The organism is Achromobacter sp. RTa (assembly GCF_000757485.1).
Classification (GTDB): Bacteria; Pseudomonadota; Gammaproteobacteria; order Burkholderiales; family Burkholderiaceae_B; genus Achromobacter.
In genome coordinates this window covers 16,043-31,954 of sequence record NZ_JPYO01000046.1, presented here as the reverse complement: position 1 = coordinate 31,954, position 15,912 = coordinate 16,043, and the positions used below count along the sequence as shown (strand labels likewise).

The 15,912-nt window shown below is 69.0% G+C and carries 16 protein-coding genes; 13 read left to right on the top strand and 3 right to left on the bottom strand.

The window, feature by feature from the left end; all coding sequences use genetic code 11:
- The first annotated feature begins 40 nt into the window (after positions 1–40).
- The gene (gene nrdD, locus JL37_RS27305) at positions 41–223 is read left to right on the top strand and encodes an anaerobic ribonucleoside-triphosphate reductase (protein WP_043548323.1); all 183 of its coding nucleotides are present in this window, start codon (positions 41–43) and stop codon (positions 221–223) included.
- Complete coding sequence (locus JL37_RS27300) at positions 189–1,001, top strand: anaerobic ribonucleoside-triphosphate reductase activating protein (RefSeq protein WP_043548322.1); 813 nt, start codon at positions 189–191, stop codon at positions 999–1,001. Before nrdD ends, JL37_RS27300 begins: the two co-directional genes overlap by 35 nt.
- Here the strand turns inward: JL37_RS27300 and JL37_RS27295 are convergent.
- Entirely contained in the window at positions 992–2,410 is a 1,419-nt protein-coding gene (locus tag JL37_RS27295) for a PLP-dependent aminotransferase family protein (protein ID WP_043548321.1), read from the bottom strand. The genes JL37_RS27300 and JL37_RS27295 overlap by 10 nt on opposite strands.
- Positions 2,411–2,539: 129 nt before the next feature.
- Here JL37_RS27295 and JL37_RS27290 point away from each other — a divergent pair, with 129 nt between their 5' ends.
- The 6 genes from JL37_RS27290 to JL37_RS27265 all read left to right on the top strand — a co-directional run bounded on the left by JL37_RS27290 (position 2,540) and on the right by JL37_RS27265 (position 10,454).
- Entirely contained in the window at positions 2,540–3,844 is a 1,305-nt protein-coding gene (locus JL37_RS27290; protein WP_043548778.1) for a hydroxymethylglutaryl-CoA reductase, degradative, read from the top strand.
- 141 nt (positions 3,845–3,985) lie between these two features.
- Complete coding sequence (locus JL37_RS27285) at positions 3,986–4,471, top strand: hypothetical protein (RefSeq protein WP_043548320.1); 486 nt, start codon at positions 3,986–3,988, stop codon at positions 4,469–4,471.
- Positions 4,468–5,856: a tripartite tricarboxylate transporter permease gene (locus JL37_RS27280; protein ID WP_043548319.1), complete on the top strand. Its 1,389-nt coding sequence runs from the start codon at positions 4,468–4,470 to the stop codon at positions 5,854–5,856. Before JL37_RS27285 ends, JL37_RS27280 begins: the two co-directional genes overlap by 4 nt.
- Before the next feature lie 124 nt (positions 5,857–5,980).
- Positions 5,981–7,138, top strand: a complete 1,158-nt coding sequence (locus JL37_RS27275) for a nitronate monooxygenase family protein (RefSeq protein ID WP_043548318.1) — start codon at positions 5,981–5,983, stop codon at positions 7,136–7,138.
- 83 nt (positions 7,139–7,221) lie between these two features.
- Positions 7,222–7,872, top strand: a complete 651-nt coding sequence (locus JL37_RS27270) for a TetR/AcrR family transcriptional regulator (RefSeq protein ID WP_043548317.1) — start codon at positions 7,222–7,224, stop codon at positions 7,870–7,872.
- Positions 7,869–10,454, top strand: coding sequence for a PEP/pyruvate-binding domain-containing protein (locus JL37_RS27265; RefSeq protein WP_043548316.1), 2,586 nt, complete (start codon positions 7,869–7,871; stop codon positions 10,452–10,454). The genes JL37_RS27270 and JL37_RS27265 overlap by 4 nt, the downstream gene beginning before the upstream one ends.
- A 14-nt stretch (positions 10,455–10,468) precedes the next feature.
- On the opposite strand, the gene JL37_RS27260 is transcribed toward JL37_RS27265, so the two are convergent.
- Positions 10,469–11,947 (bottom strand): HAMP domain-containing sensor histidine kinase, encoded by a 1,479-nt coding sequence (locus JL37_RS27260; protein WP_043548315.1) that lies wholly within the window; start codon positions 11,945–11,947, stop codon positions 10,469–10,471.
- Complete coding sequence (locus JL37_RS27255; RefSeq protein ID WP_043548314.1) at positions 11,944–12,672, bottom strand: response regulator transcription factor; 729 nt, start codon at positions 12,670–12,672, stop codon at positions 11,944–11,946. The genes JL37_RS27260 and JL37_RS27255 overlap by 4 nt, the downstream gene beginning before the upstream one ends.
- A 146-nt stretch (positions 12,673–12,818) precedes the next feature.
- On the opposite strand from JL37_RS27255, the gene JL37_RS27250 reads away from it, so the two are divergent.
- The 5 genes from JL37_RS27250 to msrA are packed head-to-tail and all read left to right on the top strand — an operon-like array spanning position 12,819 to position 15,867.
- On the top strand, positions 12,819–13,451 hold the full coding sequence (locus JL37_RS27250; RefSeq protein WP_043548313.1) for a cytochrome b/b6 domain-containing protein: 633 nt from the start codon (positions 12,819–12,821) through the stop codon (positions 13,449–13,451).
- Positions 13,452–13,461: 10 nt separating this feature from the next.
- The gene (locus tag JL37_RS27245) at positions 13,462–14,253 is read left to right on the top strand and encodes a molybdopterin-dependent oxidoreductase (RefSeq protein WP_043548312.1); all 792 of its coding nucleotides are present in this window, start codon (positions 13,462–13,464) and stop codon (positions 14,251–14,253) included.
- Between the two features lie 32 nt (positions 14,254–14,285).
- On the top strand, positions 14,286–14,597 hold the full coding sequence (locus JL37_RS27240; RefSeq protein ID WP_043548309.1) for a pentapeptide MXKDX repeat protein: 312 nt from the start codon (positions 14,286–14,288) through the stop codon (positions 14,595–14,597).
- 33 nt (positions 14,598–14,630) lie between these two features.
- The gene (gene msrB, locus JL37_RS27235; RefSeq protein ID WP_043548308.1) at positions 14,631–15,131 is read left to right on the top strand and encodes a peptide-methionine (R)-S-oxide reductase MsrB; all 501 of its coding nucleotides are present in this window, start codon (positions 14,631–14,633) and stop codon (positions 15,129–15,131) included.
- 31 nt (positions 15,132–15,162) lie between these two features.
- Positions 15,163–15,867 (top strand): peptide-methionine (S)-S-oxide reductase MsrA, encoded by a 705-nt coding sequence (msrA, locus tag JL37_RS27230; RefSeq protein WP_043548307.1) that lies wholly within the window; start codon positions 15,163–15,165, stop codon positions 15,865–15,867.
- Positions 15,868–15,912 lie beyond the last annotated feature (45 nt).

Genomic DNA, 15,912 nt, shown 5'->3' with positions numbered 1-15,912 from the left:
CGCCGGGCATCCGCCCGGCTCCCTCTCAAAAGGAACCTCCATGCAAACCTTGACCGCTCCCGACGTCGCCACCGCTTCCGCCCCGAAGCTGGACGACAGCCAACGCGTGCGCTGCGAGATCTGGACCCGCGTCATGGGCTATCACCGCCCCGTCGCCTCCTTCAACACCGGCAAACAAGGCGAATTCAATGAACGCCGCTTCTTCGTCGAACGCCGCGCCTGAGGGTGCGCAACCCGCCCCGGCCCGCGGGCCGGGGGCCGCTACGCCCGCGCGCCGGCAGGCCGCCAGGCCCGCCTACGCTGCCCCGCCGCAGCCGGTCGTCCAGCCCCTGCCCCGGCACGCCCACGCGGTGGGCGGGCTGGTGCCCTTTTCCACCGTGGACTGGCCGGGGAAACTGGCCGCCGTGGTCTTCATCGCCGGCTGCCCCTGGCGCTGCCACTACTGCCACAACACGGAACTGCAGACCCGCTCCGCCCGCTACGACTGGCGCGAAATGCGCGCCTTCCTGGAAACCCGCAAGGGCCTGCTCGACGCCGTCGTGTTCTCCGGCGGCGAGCCCCTGAGCGAGCCGCGCCTGCCACAAATGATCCGCGACGTCCGCCGCATGGGCTACCGGGTCGGCTTGCATACCGCCGGAATCTATCCCCTGAGGCTGGCCGACGTGCTGCGCCACCTGGACTGGATCGGACTGGACATCAAGGCCGATTCCCAGGGCTACGACGACATTACCGGCCGCCGCGATTCCGAGCGCCCCGCCCAGGCCTGCCTGTCGCAATTGCTGTCATCCGGCCGCGACTTCGAATGCCGTATCACCTGGCATCCGGACTGGCTCGATGAAACCCGGCTGCTTGCGCTAGCGCGGGAACTCGCCCGCCGCGGCGTGCGCCGCTTCGCCGTGCAGGGCGCGCGCCGCTCGCCCGATTCGCCGCCGATGCGGCACCTGAGCGCGCAGGCTGAAGCCCTGATGCAGCAATGGTTCGAGGAGTTCGACTATCGCTGAGCCAGGCACCGCTGCAACGTCGCGTGGAACCGGGGCGATCCTATGGCCCCGACGTTGCACCGCGACCAGGGCGATACCGCCGTCGGATCCACGTTGAATACCCTGCCGGGCGCCATGATGATCTTCTCGGGCATGAGTTCGGCGGCCAGCGCAAGCGTATCGTCCACTCCCGGGAACGCCGTCCACAGGTACAGCGAACTGGTCGGGCGTGTGAACACCTTGGCGCCCAGCGCATCCAGCACCTGCAGCGCCTGGCCGGTGGCGGCCTCCAGCCGCTGGCGCAGCCTGACCAGGTGCCGCTCGTAATGCCCTTCGCGCAACATCACGTCCACCATGCGTTCGCAGTATTCGGAGCTGCTGACGTGCACCAGCGCCTTGAGGTCGGCCAGGTCGCTCGCCAGCGCGGCGTTGCAGGCGATGAAGCCTACGCGCAGCGCCGCGGAGAATGACTTGGAGAAGCTGCCGATGTAGATGGTGCGTTCGAGCTGGTCCAGCGCCGACAGGCGCACCGCGGAAGTGGGCTTGAAATCGGCCAGCGGGTCGTTCTCCACCACCGTCAGGTTATGGCGCTCCGCCAGTTGCAGCACCTTGTAGGCCTTGGCGGGCGAGATGTCCGAACCCGTGGGGTTGTGCGCCAGCGCCTGGGTGAAGAACAGGCGCGGCTTTTCCTTTTGCAGCAGCGCCTCCAGCGCGGCGACGTCCGGCCCGTCGGACAAACGCGGCACGCCCAGCATGCGCGCCCCCGCCAGCTTCAGCTTGCCGAACAGCGGGTAGTAGCCCGGGTTGTCCACGAGCACCGAGGCGCCCGGCGGCACGAAATAGCGGATCACCAGATCCATGGCCTCGTTCGCGCCATGGGTCAGCACCAGCTGCGGCGGCGCCGCATTGATCCCCACGTCGCCCAGCTTGCGCACCAGGCTTTCCCGCAACGGCGCATAGCCGAAGCGGCTGCCGTAGCGGAACAACGCCCCCAGGCCCGTGCGCACGACCTTCTGGTGGTAGCGGTCCATGCGCATGTCGGCCAGCCATTCCACGGGCGGAAAGCCATCGCCGACCGCGACCGCGTCGGGCTGCGTCTTCAGCTGCTCGCGCATCAGCCACACGATGTCCATGGCCCGGCTCAGCTGGCCCGGCTCTTCGTCCGCCGCCTTGCTGGCCTTGCCGGTCTCCAGCACGAAAAAACCGGATCCGCGGCGCGGCTCCACCAGGCCCCGCGCGACCAGCATTTCAAACGCCACCACCACCGTGTTCTTCGCGTACCGGTGCAGCTGCGCCAATTCGCGCAGGGACGGCAGTTTGTCGCCCGCCCGGTAGACGCCGTCGGCGATCTGCTGGCCGATCAGCCTGGCCAGGCTTTCGGCTATGGGGGCGGCGCGTTGCGGCCTGCCCCGAAGGCTTGCTTCATCCATGCTGGAAATCCCGCTGGGGGCCATCAAAATTGGTGCAGTGCAATGGTACTGTTTGCCCAAACTGTACCTCTCAATAGCGGTACAGTTTACCTAGAATCAGGCCACTTGATTCTGATATGGAGACACGCCATCGTGGCCGATTCACGCCTGCCCAACTTCCGCTCCCTCACCCCCGCCCAGCGCCTGTCCGCCATTGCGGACGCCGTCGGGCTCAGCCCGGACGAACGCCAGCAACTGGCCAGCCCCGGCGCGCTCGGCCTGGACCGGGCGGACGGCATGATCGAGAACGTCATCGGCTCGTTCGAGCTGCCGCTGGGCGTGGCCGGCAACTTCCAGGTGAACGGCCGGGACGTGCTGGTGCCCATGGCGGTCGAGGAACCGTCGGTGGTCGCCGCCGCTTCCTATATGGCCAAGCTGGCGCGCGAATGCGGCGGCTTCGAAACGTCCAGCACCCGCCCCTTGATGCGCGCGCAGGTGCAGGTGCTGGGCCTGAGCGACCCGCACGGCGCCCGGCTCGCCCTGCTGCGCGAGCGCGAGCGCATCATCGCGCTGGCCAACGGCCGCGACAAAGTCCTGATCGAACTGGGCGGCGGCTGCCAGGACATCGAAGTGCATGTCTTCCCCGACACGCCGCGCGGCCCCATGATCGTGATGCACCTGATCGTGGACGTGCGCGACGCGATGGGCGCCAACACCGTCAACACCATGGCCGAAGCCGTGGCGCCGCTGGTCGAGGAGATCGCGGGCGGGTCCGTGCGCCTGCGCATCCTGTCCAACCTGGCCGACCTGCGCCTGGCGCGCGCCCGCGTGCGCCTGACGCCGCAGGCGCTGGACACCAAGGAGCGCAGCGGCGCCGACATCATCGAAGGCGTGCTGGACGCCTATACTTTCGCCGCCATCGATCCCTACCGCGCCGCGACGCACAACAAGGGCATCATGAACGGCATCGACCCCGTCATCGTCGCCACCGGCAACGATTGGCGCGCGGTGGAAGCGGGAGCGCACGCCTACGCCAGCCGCTCGGGCCGCTACACCTCGCTCACCCACTGGGAGAAGGACACCTCGGGCGCGCTGGTCGGCTCCATCGAATTGCCCATGCCCGTGGGCCTGGTGGGAGGCGCCACCAAGACCCATCCGCTGGCCCGGGTGGCGCTGAAGATCATGGATGTGCGTTCCGCGCAGGAACTGGGCGAAGTCGCCGCGGCCGTCGGCCTGGCTCAGAACCTGGGCGCGCTGCGCGCGCTGGCCACCGAAGGCATACAACGCGGCCACATGGCGCTGCACGCCCGCAACATCGCATTGGTTGCGGGCGCGACCGGCGCCGAGATCGATGCCATCGCCAAGCGCATGGCCGCGGAGCGGGACGTCCGCACCGACCGGGCGCTGGCATTGCTGGAAGAGTTGCGCAACCCGCACCAGGCCCCGGCCCGGTAAGGAGCCGAAGACCCAAGCCGCGACCGCCGCGCGGCTTGCCGCTCTCCCAAGGGCGGAAGCTTTTTGAATCGGATCGGCGGCAAGAAAACCGAGGCGGCGCCTGGATTCCCCGAGCACCGCCCGACCACAGAGGAGAGAGACATGAACCCGAACACCCCGGCGCATTCCACGCGCCTGGCGGAGGTCTGGAGCGACACGGTGGACCTGCGCCACCTCGCCTGGGCCATAGGCATCGGCATCGCCATCAGCGTGACGGGCTTTTATGCCGCCAGCCGCTGGCTGCGCGGCATCGTGGCGTCCCCCGAGCTGGCCCATGCCTACGCCATGCTGGCCGGCCTGGCTGGCTGCGTGCTGGCAGGCATCATCTGCGCGCGCCTGTTCCCGCCCAAGCGCGAGGTCGTCGAGCACAGCTCCACGCACGACCCCGCCTGGCGCGCAGAGGTGCTGGCCGAGCTGGCCGAACAACCCGGCGGCCTCGGCACGCTTGCCGACCTGCCGGAACCGGTGGTGCGCGAGCTGAAGGACCTGGACCTGTACGAGCTGTTCGCGGAACCCGCGGCCGAACCGTCCCAAGCGTCCGCGCGCGCGCCCTCCCCGCAAGCCGCAGCCAAGGAGGCCCTGGCATGAGCGACCCTATCCTTCTCGAACAGATCATGGTGGCGGCCGCGATGGGCCTGCTGGGCGCGGTCGTGTTCGCGGCCATCGGCCTGGTGTCCGGCACCGATGAAACCACCACGCTGGCGCCCCTGACCCTGCTGGTGGTGCTGCTGGGCGTGCCGCCCGCGGGCGTCTTCACCTTTTTCCTTGCCGGCGCCGTCGCCAAGCACATGACCCACGCCGTGCCCACCGCGCTGCTGGGCATCCCCGGCGACACCCTCGCCACGCCGCTGCTGCAGGACGCAAACATGCTGCGCAAGCTCGGCGTGCCTCATATCGCGCTGCGCAAGATGGTGTCGGGCGCGATCGTCGCCGCCTTCGTCGCGGTCCCGCTGGCCGTGCTGTTCGCGGTGCTGCTGGCGCCGTTCGGCGCGGCCATCACCAAGTCCGCGCCCTGGATCTTCCTGGCCGCGGCGGTGCTGATCGCCTACTTCTCGGCCGGACGCTGGGCCGCGGTGGCGCTGCTGGTGCCGTTCGTCGTGGTCATCATCGCGCTGCAAAGCCTGACCGCCAAGTACGGGGTAAAGCTGAGCATCAGCTACTTCCTGGGCATCGCCATCGGGCCGCTGATCGCGGACCTGTTCACGGTGGTGTCGCCGCAGGGCCGCTCCCGCATGCTGAGGGACAAGGTCCGCACCTTCTCGCTGGCGCCCGACGTCAAGGGCTGGTCGGGCTATTTTCCCAATCCCCTGAAGGTCATGGACCGCACGCAGACGCGCTGGACGCTGGCCACCGCCGCGGTCTCGAGCGCGACCTTCGTGTTCAGCCCGGTGGCCATGACGGTGGTGCTGGGCGAACTGGTCGGCTCGCGCATCAAGCACGCCTATCACCGCCTGACCACCGTGCTGAGCGCGCGCAATGGGGTCACCGAGGCCACCTACATCGCCGAGGCGCTCATTCCCCTGATCGCATTCGGCCTGCCGTTGAGCCCGGTGGCCGCCGGCCCGGCCGCGCCGCTGTTCAACGCGCCCCCGCGCTTCACGGTGGACGCCGCCACCGGCCAGACGCACAACCTGCACAACCTGCTGAGCCATTGGGAGTTCCTGGGCTACGGCATGCTGGCGGTGCTGCTGGCGGCGGTGGTGTCCTACCCCTTCGCCATGAACTTCGCGCGCCGCGCCGCCCTGTTCGTGTCGCGCAAGGTCAGCCACGAAGCCATCATCGCCACCTTCGTGGGCCTGATCATCGTGATCAGCGTCTGGGAAGGCCAGTTCCTGGGCCTGCTCGTGATCCTCACCATGGGCCTGTTCGGCGGGCTGCTGTCGCGCCTGTTCGGCTTCAACACCGGCGTCCAGTTCATGGGCTACTACACCGCCGTGCTCTCGGTGCCCGCCATCGTCAAACTGCTGGCGTAAAACGTGCCTCATCAGGCGGGGCCACGCGCCCCGCCCGCCATTGCCGCGCCGCTTGATCCCGCGCAAGGCGACGCGCGGGTCCTTGCTCTAGCCTCTGTCCACTTGACCTGAGGAAAGACTCGATATGACGTGGTTCAAATCACTCACCCTCGCCGGACGCGAATTGCTGCCCATCATCCAGGGCGGCATGGGCGTCGGCGTATCCGCCCATCGCCTGGCCGGCGCCGTCGCCAGCCAGAACGCCGTGGGCACCATCGCCAGCGTCGATTTGCGCCATCATCACCCCGATCTGCTCGAAAAGACCGAACGGTGCCATGACCGCGAGCTGATAGACAGCGCCAACCTGGAAGCGCTGGACCGCGAAGTCCGCGCGGCCCTGGAAACCGCGCAGGGCCGCGGCCTGGTCGCCGTGAACGTCATGAAGGCCGTGCGCGACCATCCCGGCCTGGTGCGCCAGGCGTGCGAAAGCGGCGCGCAGGCCATCGTGATGGGCGCCGGCCTGCCGCTGGACCTGCCCGAAATGACCGCCGACTTTCCCAAGGTCGCGCTGGTGCCCATCCTGTCGGAAGCCCGCGGCGTGGCCGCCGTGCTGAAAAAATGGATGAAAAAGGGCCGGCTGGCCGACGCGGTCGTGATCGAGCACCCCGGCCATGCCGGCGGCCACCTGGGGGCTGCGCGCCTGGACGACATCCACGACGAGCGCTTCGATTTCAAGCGCGTGCTGGCCGACTGCCACAAGCTCTTCGAAGAGCTGCAACTGGGCAAGGACGCGCCGCGGCTCATCGTGGCGGGCGGCGTGGGCAGCCATGAGCAGGTGCGCCACTGGCTGAGCCATGGCGCCGACGGCGTGCAGGTCGGAACGGCCTTCGCCGTCACCCAGGAAGGCGATGCGCACGAGAACTTCAAGCGCGTGCTGATCGATGCCGACCCCGACCAGCTCACCGAATTCACCAGCGTGGCCGGCCTGCCCGCCCGCGCCGTGCCCACGCCCTGGCTGACGCGCTATCTGCGCCAGGAAAAGACGCTGCAGGCCAATACCCGCTGCGACGCGCGCCGTTGCAGCCAGCGCATGGACTGCCTGACGCAATGCGGGCTGCGCGACGGCATCTCGCGCTTCGGGCAGTTCTGCATCGACCTGAAGCTCGCGGCGGCCATGCGCGGCGAAATCAGCCGCGGCCTCTTCTTCCGCGGCGCTTCCAAGCTGCCTTTCGGCAACGCCATGCGCTCGGTGCGCGAACTGCTGGATTACCTGCTGCACGGCCAGATGCCCGCCGCCGCCTGATCCCCCATGCCCCTGTAGCCTAGGGCTTCCAAAATAATTAGACGACGTATAATATTATTCATCGTCTAATTATTTGGACTGCCATGCCCCGCCCCGATTCCGCCCTGCCCGAGGCGTCCGCGCCGGATGCCGGGCGCCGCGAACGCAAACGCCAGCAGACGCTGGACCACCTGGCGCAGACCGCCTACCGCCTGTTCGAGACGCTCGGGTACGACGCCGTCACGATGGAACAGATCGCCGCCCAGGCCGACGTCGCCAAAGGCACGCTGTACAACCACTTCCCGGTCAAGGAAGCGTTGCTCGCGCACCGCTTCCACGCCGAACTCGCCGCCACGCTCGCGGAACTCCGGCCCGCGCTGCGGCAACTGCCCTCCTTCGCGCAGCGGCTGGCGCGCATCCTGCACGCCTCGGCCCACTGGTCCGAATCCCATCGCGCCTATCTGGGCCCCTACCTGCGCTACCGCCTGGCAACGCTGCAACCCGGCGCGCACGACGGCGGCCGCTATCCGCGCAGCGGCCTGCACGAGCTGTTCGCATCGATGATCGCCGACGCCCAATCCACCGGCGAACTGCGCTCGGGCCTGGCGGCCGAATTGCTGGCCCACCAGTTGCAGTTCCTCCACCTGGGCGCAATGCTGCGCTGGCTGGACCGGCCCGGCACAACCCTCAGGGCCGAGTTCGACGCGGCGATCAGCCTCTTCCTCCACGGCGCCGCGTCCGGAGACAAGGCATGAGCGCCACCGTGCTGGACTGGGCCGAAGCCAGCCAGGCCGGCGCCCGGCTGGCTGGCGGCAAGGGATGGCAATTGGCCCGCATGGCGCGGCTGGGCGTGCCCGTGCCGGACGGCATCGTGCTTTCCGCGCAGGCCAGCCAGGGCCGCGAGCCCGGGCAGGACGTGCCGCCCGCGATCGCCCGAACCTTGACGGAAGCACTGCGCGAGCGCGGCTGGCTGGAACGCCCGCTGGCGCTGCGCTCGTCCGCGCCGCAAGAAGATTCCACGGGCGCCTCGTTCGCCGGCATCCACCTGTCCTGCCTGAACGTGCTCGGCGCGCAAGCGGCGCTCGACGCGGTCAGGCAGATCTGGGATTCCCTATGGACGCCCCAGGCGCGGGCCTACCGCGAGCGGCTGGGGCTGGACGCCGGCGCCGGCATGGCGGTGGTCGTCATGCCCCTGGTCCCCGCCGTCTCGTCCGGCATCGTCTTCACCGTGGACCCCGTGTCGGGCCGCCACGACGACATGCTCATCCATGCCAACTGGGGGCTGGGCGAGTCGCTGGTCGGCGGGCAGGCCGAGGGGGACGAATACCGGCTTCGCGAAGATTATCTGCGCCAGGCATGGCCCTTGGCCCAGCGGCGCCTGGGCGCGAAGCGCCAGTCCAGCCTGGCCGGGCTGCCCGGCCAGGGCACCCGCCTGGCCGACACGCCCGCCGACCGCGCCGCCCGGGCCGTGCTCACGGACACGCAGGCCGAAACGCTGGGAGACATTGCGCGCGATGCGGCCCGGGCGCTGGACTACTCGGGCGCCGGCTACGACATCGAATGGGCCTGGGACGGCGACCGGTTCTGGATCCTGCAGGCGCGTCCCGTCACCGCGAAGGCGCGCCACACCTACCCCGCGCTGCGCTCGCAGCCCTCGTACTGGTCTCGCGGCAACACGCGCGAGGTCCTGCCCCACGCCATGTCCGCGCTGGAATGGGACACCGGCCGGGTCATGGCCCAGCGCATGCTGACCTGCGGCTTCGAGCTCAGCGGCTACGCCACCCTGCCCGGCGTGCCGCTGGCGGCGCTGTTCCAGGGCCGCGTCTACCTGGACGCGTCCGTCATCCAATGGGTCGGCTACGACGCGCTGGGCGTGCCGCCGCAAGCCATGAACGCGCTATTGGGCGGCCCGCAGCCCGCCATCGACGTGCCGCCGCCCACGCCCGCGCAGCGCTTGCGCCATGCCGCGCGCATCGTCCGCTATCTGCGCCGCGCCGCGCCTTTGCGCCGGCGCGCCGCCGCCGACCTGCCACGGCTGCTGGCTCGCGCGCAGGCCTGGCAGGAAGAACCTTTGCCCGAGTCCGGCGCCGGGTTGGGCGCGCGCTTGCGCGAACAGTTCCTGACAGTGCTGGCGGCGGACGAATTGTTCTTCCTCCAAGGCTCGGGCGGCGGAGCGCTGTCGAAGCTTCTGGAACTGGTCGAAAAAGCGCGGCCTGGCGAGGGGCATGCGCTCACCGCCGCGCTGATGGCGGGCGGAGAGCCCAGCGTGACCGCGGAGCAAAGCTATGCCCTGATGGACCTGGCCGGAATCGCCGAGGCCGACGCCCCCGCGCTGGCCTGGCTGCGCGGCCCTGGGCGCGACAGCGCCGCCTGGAACGCCGCTCTGCCCGAAACCAGCCCTTTCAAGCGGGCGTTCGCGGATTTCCTCGCCCGCTACGGGCACCGCGCCGTGTATGAAACCTATCTGCGCAACCCGCGCTGGCGCGAAGCGCCCGCCTATCTGCTGGACAGCGTCCTCAACCTGATCGGCGTCGACGCCGGCGCGCTGCGCGCCCGCCAGGAAAGCGCAGCCCGCGAGGCCTGGCAGCGCGTGCGCGCCGCCCTGCCGTTCTGGCAGCGCCCGCTGGCCGCCAAGCTGCTTGCCGCGTCGCGCCTTGAAGGCAGGCAGCGGGAAGCCGCCCGCAGCGTCCTGGTCGCGTATCTGGCGGCGGCGCGCCGAAGCGCGCTGGCCCTCGGGCAGCGGCATACGGGGCCGGAGGGCCTGGGCGCCGCCGACGATGCCTTCCACCTGACGGCCGCCGAACTGTTCGCGCTCGCCGAAGGCCGGCTTGAGCCCCAGGCCGCCTCGCGCCGCGCGGCCTTGCGCCGCGCCCAACTGGAAGCATGGGCGGCGACGCCGGACCTCGACGTCGTCGCGGAACACGCTCCGGACGGCGCCTTTGCGCCGGCGGCCCCGAGCCCGCAGCGCCGGCAGGACGAGGACGGCGCCCCCGGGACCTGGCGCGGCACGCCCGCCGCGGGCGGCCGGGCGCAAGGCGCCGCCTTCGTCGCCCGAACGCCTGCCGAAGGGCTGGCCATGCCTGCCGGCGGCATACTCGTCGCGCCTTCCACGGACCCGGCCTGGACGCCCCTGTTCCTGCGCGCCGGCGCGCTGGTCATGGAGGCCGGCGGCTATCTTTCGCACGGCGCCATCGTGGCGCGGGAATTCGGCATTCCCGCCGTCGTCAACGTGCAGGGCATCCTGGAGCACGTCGCAACCGGCGATATGCTGGACGTAGATGCCGCGAGCGGCATCGTGCGGCGCCAGCCGTCCGCGCCCGCGGACGACGCGGCATAGGCCGCGCGGCGGCGCTATGCCGGACGCGCGGCCGCCAGGCGGAACTGGAAAACCGCGCCCGATCCGGCGCGGTCCACCAGCCGGATCTCGCTGTGGTGCAACTGCAGTATGCGCTGCACGATCACCAGCCCCAGGCCGCCGCTTTCGCCCGGCCCCCGGTTCAGCGCGCTGGCCCGGGTGAACAGGCCTGCCCGCAACGCCTCCGGGATGCCCGCGCCGGAATCGCTGACCTGCACCTGCACCTGATCCTGCGCCACGCCCAGCCGCAGCTCGATGCGTCCTCCAGGCGGGCTATGGCGGATCGCGTTGTCCAGCAGATTCGTGAGCACGCGCTCGATCAGGCCCAGATCCGCCCGCACCGGCGGCAGTTCGCGCGGGATTTCGGTCGTCAGCCGCTGCTGGCGGGCCTCGGCCGCGAGCTCGAATTTCTGGATCACGTCCTGCACCAGTTCGGGCAGGGAGAAGGTCTCGGGCTCCAGTCTCACCAGGCCGGATTCCAGGCGCGCCAGTTCGAAGAGCTCCTGGGCCAGGCGGCCGACCTTGCGGCTTTGCGCCAGCGCGACGTCCAGATAGCGCCTCCGTTCCTCGGGATCCAGCGTTCCGTCCTTCAGGCGCAGAGTTTCCAGGTAGCCGTGCAGCGAGGTCAGCGGCGTGCGCAGATCATGCGAGATATTGGCGACCAGGTCGCGCCGCTGCTGATCCTGGCGAGTCAGTTCGCGCCACTGTTCGGAAATGCGCCCGCCCATCTGCACGAAGCTGCGCCGCAGCACCGCGATCTCGTCGCCTCGGTCATCTCCCGCGTCCCCCGGCCGCTCCAGCGCGGCCAGGGCGATGCCGTCGTCTCCGCCGAACGCTCGCACCGCCCGCGTCAGGCCGCGCAAGGGCCGCGTGATCAGCGCAAACGCCGCCAGGCCGGCGACCAGCCCCAGCAGCGCCACCAGCGCGATCGACCACAGGGTCGTGCGCAGCACCGAGCTGCGCGACACCGCCATCGCCAGCGCGTCGTGCGCCTGCCCTTGCAGCACCACGTACACATACCCCTTTTCCTGCCCGCCCACGCGCACCGGCGCCGCGCTGAAGACCTTCTGCGCATCCTGGCTGCGCGGGTCATCGCCCACGATGGGCAGCATTTCTCCGGCCAGCAGGCGCTTCACCGGCGCCAGATCGACGCGGTCGCGCTTGATCTGGCCGGCGGGCGCGGCGTCGCCCACGATGCGGCCGTCGTTGGACAGCAGATACACCTCCACGGCGGGATTCACCGCCATCAGCATGTCGAACAGGGAACGCACCGCCTGCGGCCGCCAGCCGTTCGTGTCCATCAGTTCGTTGGCGCCCGCGATGTGCTGGGCCAGCCCGCTGGACAGGCGCTGGACCACTTCCTGCTCATAGCGGGAATTGGCCGCGATCTGCAGCCAGGCCGACGCCCCGCAGCATGCCAGCAGAAGCAGCGCGAACACGCCCGAAAGGCGTTGGGTCAGGGTGAACCGCTTCATGGCGCGCCTCCCTCGCCGGCCGGCGACGCCGCGAATTTGTAGCCCCTGCCCCATACCGTCAGGATGCGCCGCGGGTTGGACGAGTCCGACTCGATCTTGGCGCGCAGCCGGTTGATATGGGTATTGACCGTGTGTTCATAGCCTTCGTGCTGGTAGCCCCACACCTGGTTCAGCAGGTCCAGCCGGGAAAACACCTTGTCGGGATGGCGCGCGAAGAAATGCAGCAGATCGAACTCCCGGGGCGTCAGATCCAGCCGGCGGCCGTCCACATCCACCGTCCGCGCGACCGGGTCGATAGACAGCCCATGCAGGACCAGGCTGCCCGCGTCGAGGCGCGCGTTGCGCTCCAGCGCCTCGCTGCGGCGCAGCAGCGCGCGCACGCGAGCCACCAGTTCCAGCATGGAAAAAGGCTTGGCCAGGTAGTCGTCCGCGCCCAGTTCCAGCCCCAGGATGCGATGCACCTCGCTGGAACGCGCGCTGGTGATGATGATGGGCGTATAGCGCGCCATGGCGCGGGCCCGCTTGCATATTTCCAGGCCGTCGATGCCGGGCAGCATCAGGTCCAGCACCAGGGCGTCCCAACTGCCCTCTTCCAGCCGGCGCATGCCTTCGCTGCCATCGGCGGCGTGTTCGACCGCATAGCCTTCGTCCCGAAGATGCAGCCGCAGCAATTCCGCGATGTGGGCGTCATCTTCAACTATCAGTACTCGTCGGGGCGTATCCATGCAGGCGCTCGAAATAGGGGCGATGCGCCTATTGTCGCCAATCCTCGCCGGGGGAGTTATCACATTTAATTTAAGTTTGCGTGAGGACTTCGGTATCGGCGCGGGGGAAGAATGGCGCCATCGACAACGAACCCCGGAGTCCCGCCATGTTGGCCACCCCCGCCAGCCGCGATGCCCACGCCGCCCCGCCGGCGGCCGGCCCCGTCCATCCGGGCTGGCTGCGCGCCATGCACTGGCTGAACGCGCTGGCCGTGGCCGTCATGGTCGCCAGCGGCTGGCGCATCTACAACGCATCGCCGCTCTTCGACTTCGTCTTTCCTGCAGGCATCACGCTGGGAGGCTGGCTGGGCGGCGCCCTCCAATGGCACTTCGCCGGCATGTGGCTGCTATTTGCCAACGGCGTCCTGTACCTGGCGATGAACGTCGCCACCGGCCGCCTGTGGCGCAAGTTCTTCCCGCTGAGCGCCCGCGGCGTGGCCGCCGACCTGGGCGCGGCCCTGCGCGGCAGGCTCGCCCATGCCGATCCGCGTCACTACAACCAGGTACAGCGCCTGGCCTATCTGTTCGTCATGGCCGACATCGCGGTCCTGGTGCTGTCCGGACTGGTGCTGTGGAAATCGGTGCAATTCGACCTGCTGCGGGAGCTGCTGGGCGGATACGAGACCGCGCGCCGCGTGCACTTCGTTGCCATGGCCCTGCTGGTGGCTTTCGTGGCGGTCCACCTGGCGATGGTGGCCCTGGTGCCGCGCAGCCTGGTCGCGATGATCCGTGGCAAATAAGGAGCCCGCCGTGAGCTTGAGAAAACGTCCCTCCCTGCCCGGCCTGGACGGCCCCGCCGTCCTCAAGGAAGCCGGCAGGATCCTGGAGACACGCGTGGAGCAGCCCTCGCGCCGCGCCTTCCTGCGCAACAGCCTGACCCTTGGAGGGCTGGCCATGCTGTCGGGATGCTCGCTGTCCGACGATGAGCACGTGGAAAAGGCGCTGGCCGCCGTCTCGCGATTCAACGATCGGGTGCAGGGCTGGATCTTCGACCCCGGCAAGCTGGCGCCCACGTATCCCGAGTCCATGATCACGAGGCCGTTTCCGTTCAACGCCTATTACGGCATCGACGAGGTTCCCAGCGTGGACGAGGAATCCTTCCGGCTGGAGGTGACCGGCCTGGTCGCCGACAAGCGCCGCTGGCGCCTCGATGAACTGCGCGCCATGGCGCAGATCGACCAGGTGACGCGCCACATCTGCGTGGAAGGCTGGAGCGCCATCGGCAAATGGGGCGGCGTGCCCTTCTCCAGCTTCCTCAAGCGCGTGGGCGCGGACCTGGACGCCAGGTACGTGGGCTTCAAGTGCGCGGACGACTACTACACCAGCATCGACATGCCCACGGCGCTCCATCCCCAGACCATTCTGGCGCTGAGCTATGACGGGCAGACGCTGCCCCCAGAGTACGGCTTCCCCATGAAGCTGCGCATGCCTACCAAGCTTGGCTACAAGAACCCCAAGCACATACAGGCGATTTTCGTCACCAACACCTACCCGGGCGGTTACTGGGAGGACCAGGGCTACAACTGGTTCGGCGGAAGCTAGGTGCAATCACTTTTCCCAAAAAGGAACACATCATGAAGACTCTCACCACCGCTGCGCTGTCCCTCTGCCTGGCGTTCGGCGCCGCCGCCGTCCACGCCGCCGACACCATGGGCAAGGACGCCATGGGCAAAAGCTCCATGTCGAAGGACGGCATGGCGAAGGAAGGAATGGCGAAAAGCGGCATGGCCAAGGACGGGATGTCGAAGGACTCCATGTCGAAGGATTCCATGCCGAAGGACGGAATGTCCAAAAACGGCATGTCCAAGGAAGGCATGTCGAAGGACGCCATGGGCAAGGCCCCGATGTCCAAGGACGGCATGTCCAAGGACGGCATGAAGCAATAGCGGACGCACCAGCAATCCCACCGGGAGCACGCCATGAAACTAGACCGCAGGCACTTTCTGGGCCTGGGCGGCGCGGCGGCGATTGCCGCCGGGCTCGCCCCCGCCCTGGCCGCGCGGGCCGGCCAGCCGGCCTCCGCCGCGTCCTTTCCCTATACGCTGAGCGACGCCCAGTGGCGCGAACGGCTGACGCGCGAACAGTACCAGGTGCTGCGCCGTGAAGGGACTGAGCGCCCCTATTCCAGCCCGTTGGACAAAGAGCACCGCAAGGGCGTCTACGCCTGCGCGGGCTGCGCCCACCGGCTGTTTTCCTCGTCCGCCAAGTTCGACAGCGGCACCGGCTGGCCCAGCTTCTGGCAGCCGCTGGCCGATGCCGTGGGCGAAACCAGCGATCGCAGTTTCGGCATGACCCGCATCGCCGTGCACTGCGCCAACTGCGGCGGCCATCTGGGCCATGTCTTCGATGACGGCCCGCGCCCCACCGGACTACGCTATTGCATGAACGGCGTGGCCCTGGCGTTCACCCCGCAGGCTTGAGCGTCAGCCGCCCCATTGCTCTGGAGACACCATGTCCACCACACATCTGCCCCGCAAGCTCTGCGCCATGCTGGCCGCCGCCTGCGGCCTGCTGGGGTCCGCCTCGGCCTCCGCCGCCGAATCCGCCGTCATCATCCCTCCGCCGGCCCTGGACCAGCCGGCCAACGCCTCCGCACCGCAGAAAGCGGTTCTGGCCGGCGGCTGCTTCTGGGGGGTGCAAGCCGTGTTCCAGCACGTCAAGGGCGTTACCGGAGCCGTCTCCGGCTACGCTGGCGGCCAGGCGGACACCGCCAACTACGATGCGGTAAGCAGCGGCCGCAGCGGCCACGCGGAAGCGGTCGAAATCACCTACGATCCCACGCAGGTCAGCTACGGCCAGTTGCTGCAGATCTACTTTTCAGTGGCCCACGATCCCACCCAGCTCAACCGCCAGGGTCCGGACAGCGGCCCCCAATACCGCTCGGCCGTCTTCCCCGCGGACGACAGCCAGCGCAAGGTGGCCGAGGCCTATATCGCGCAACTGAACAAGGCCGGCGCCTATCCCAAGGCCCTAGCCACCAGGATAGAGCCGCTGCAGGCCTTCTACCCGGCCGAGGGCTATCACCAGGACTACCTCGTGCGCCACCCGTACAGCATGTACATCATGGTGAACGACGTGCCCAAGGTCGAAAACCTGGCCAAGACCTTCCCCGATCGCTACCGCGACAAGCCGGTGCTGGTCAATCCGGCAGGCTGAGGCAGTCGGCGCGCCGCCGCGCTTTGATCGTTCATACCGAACAAA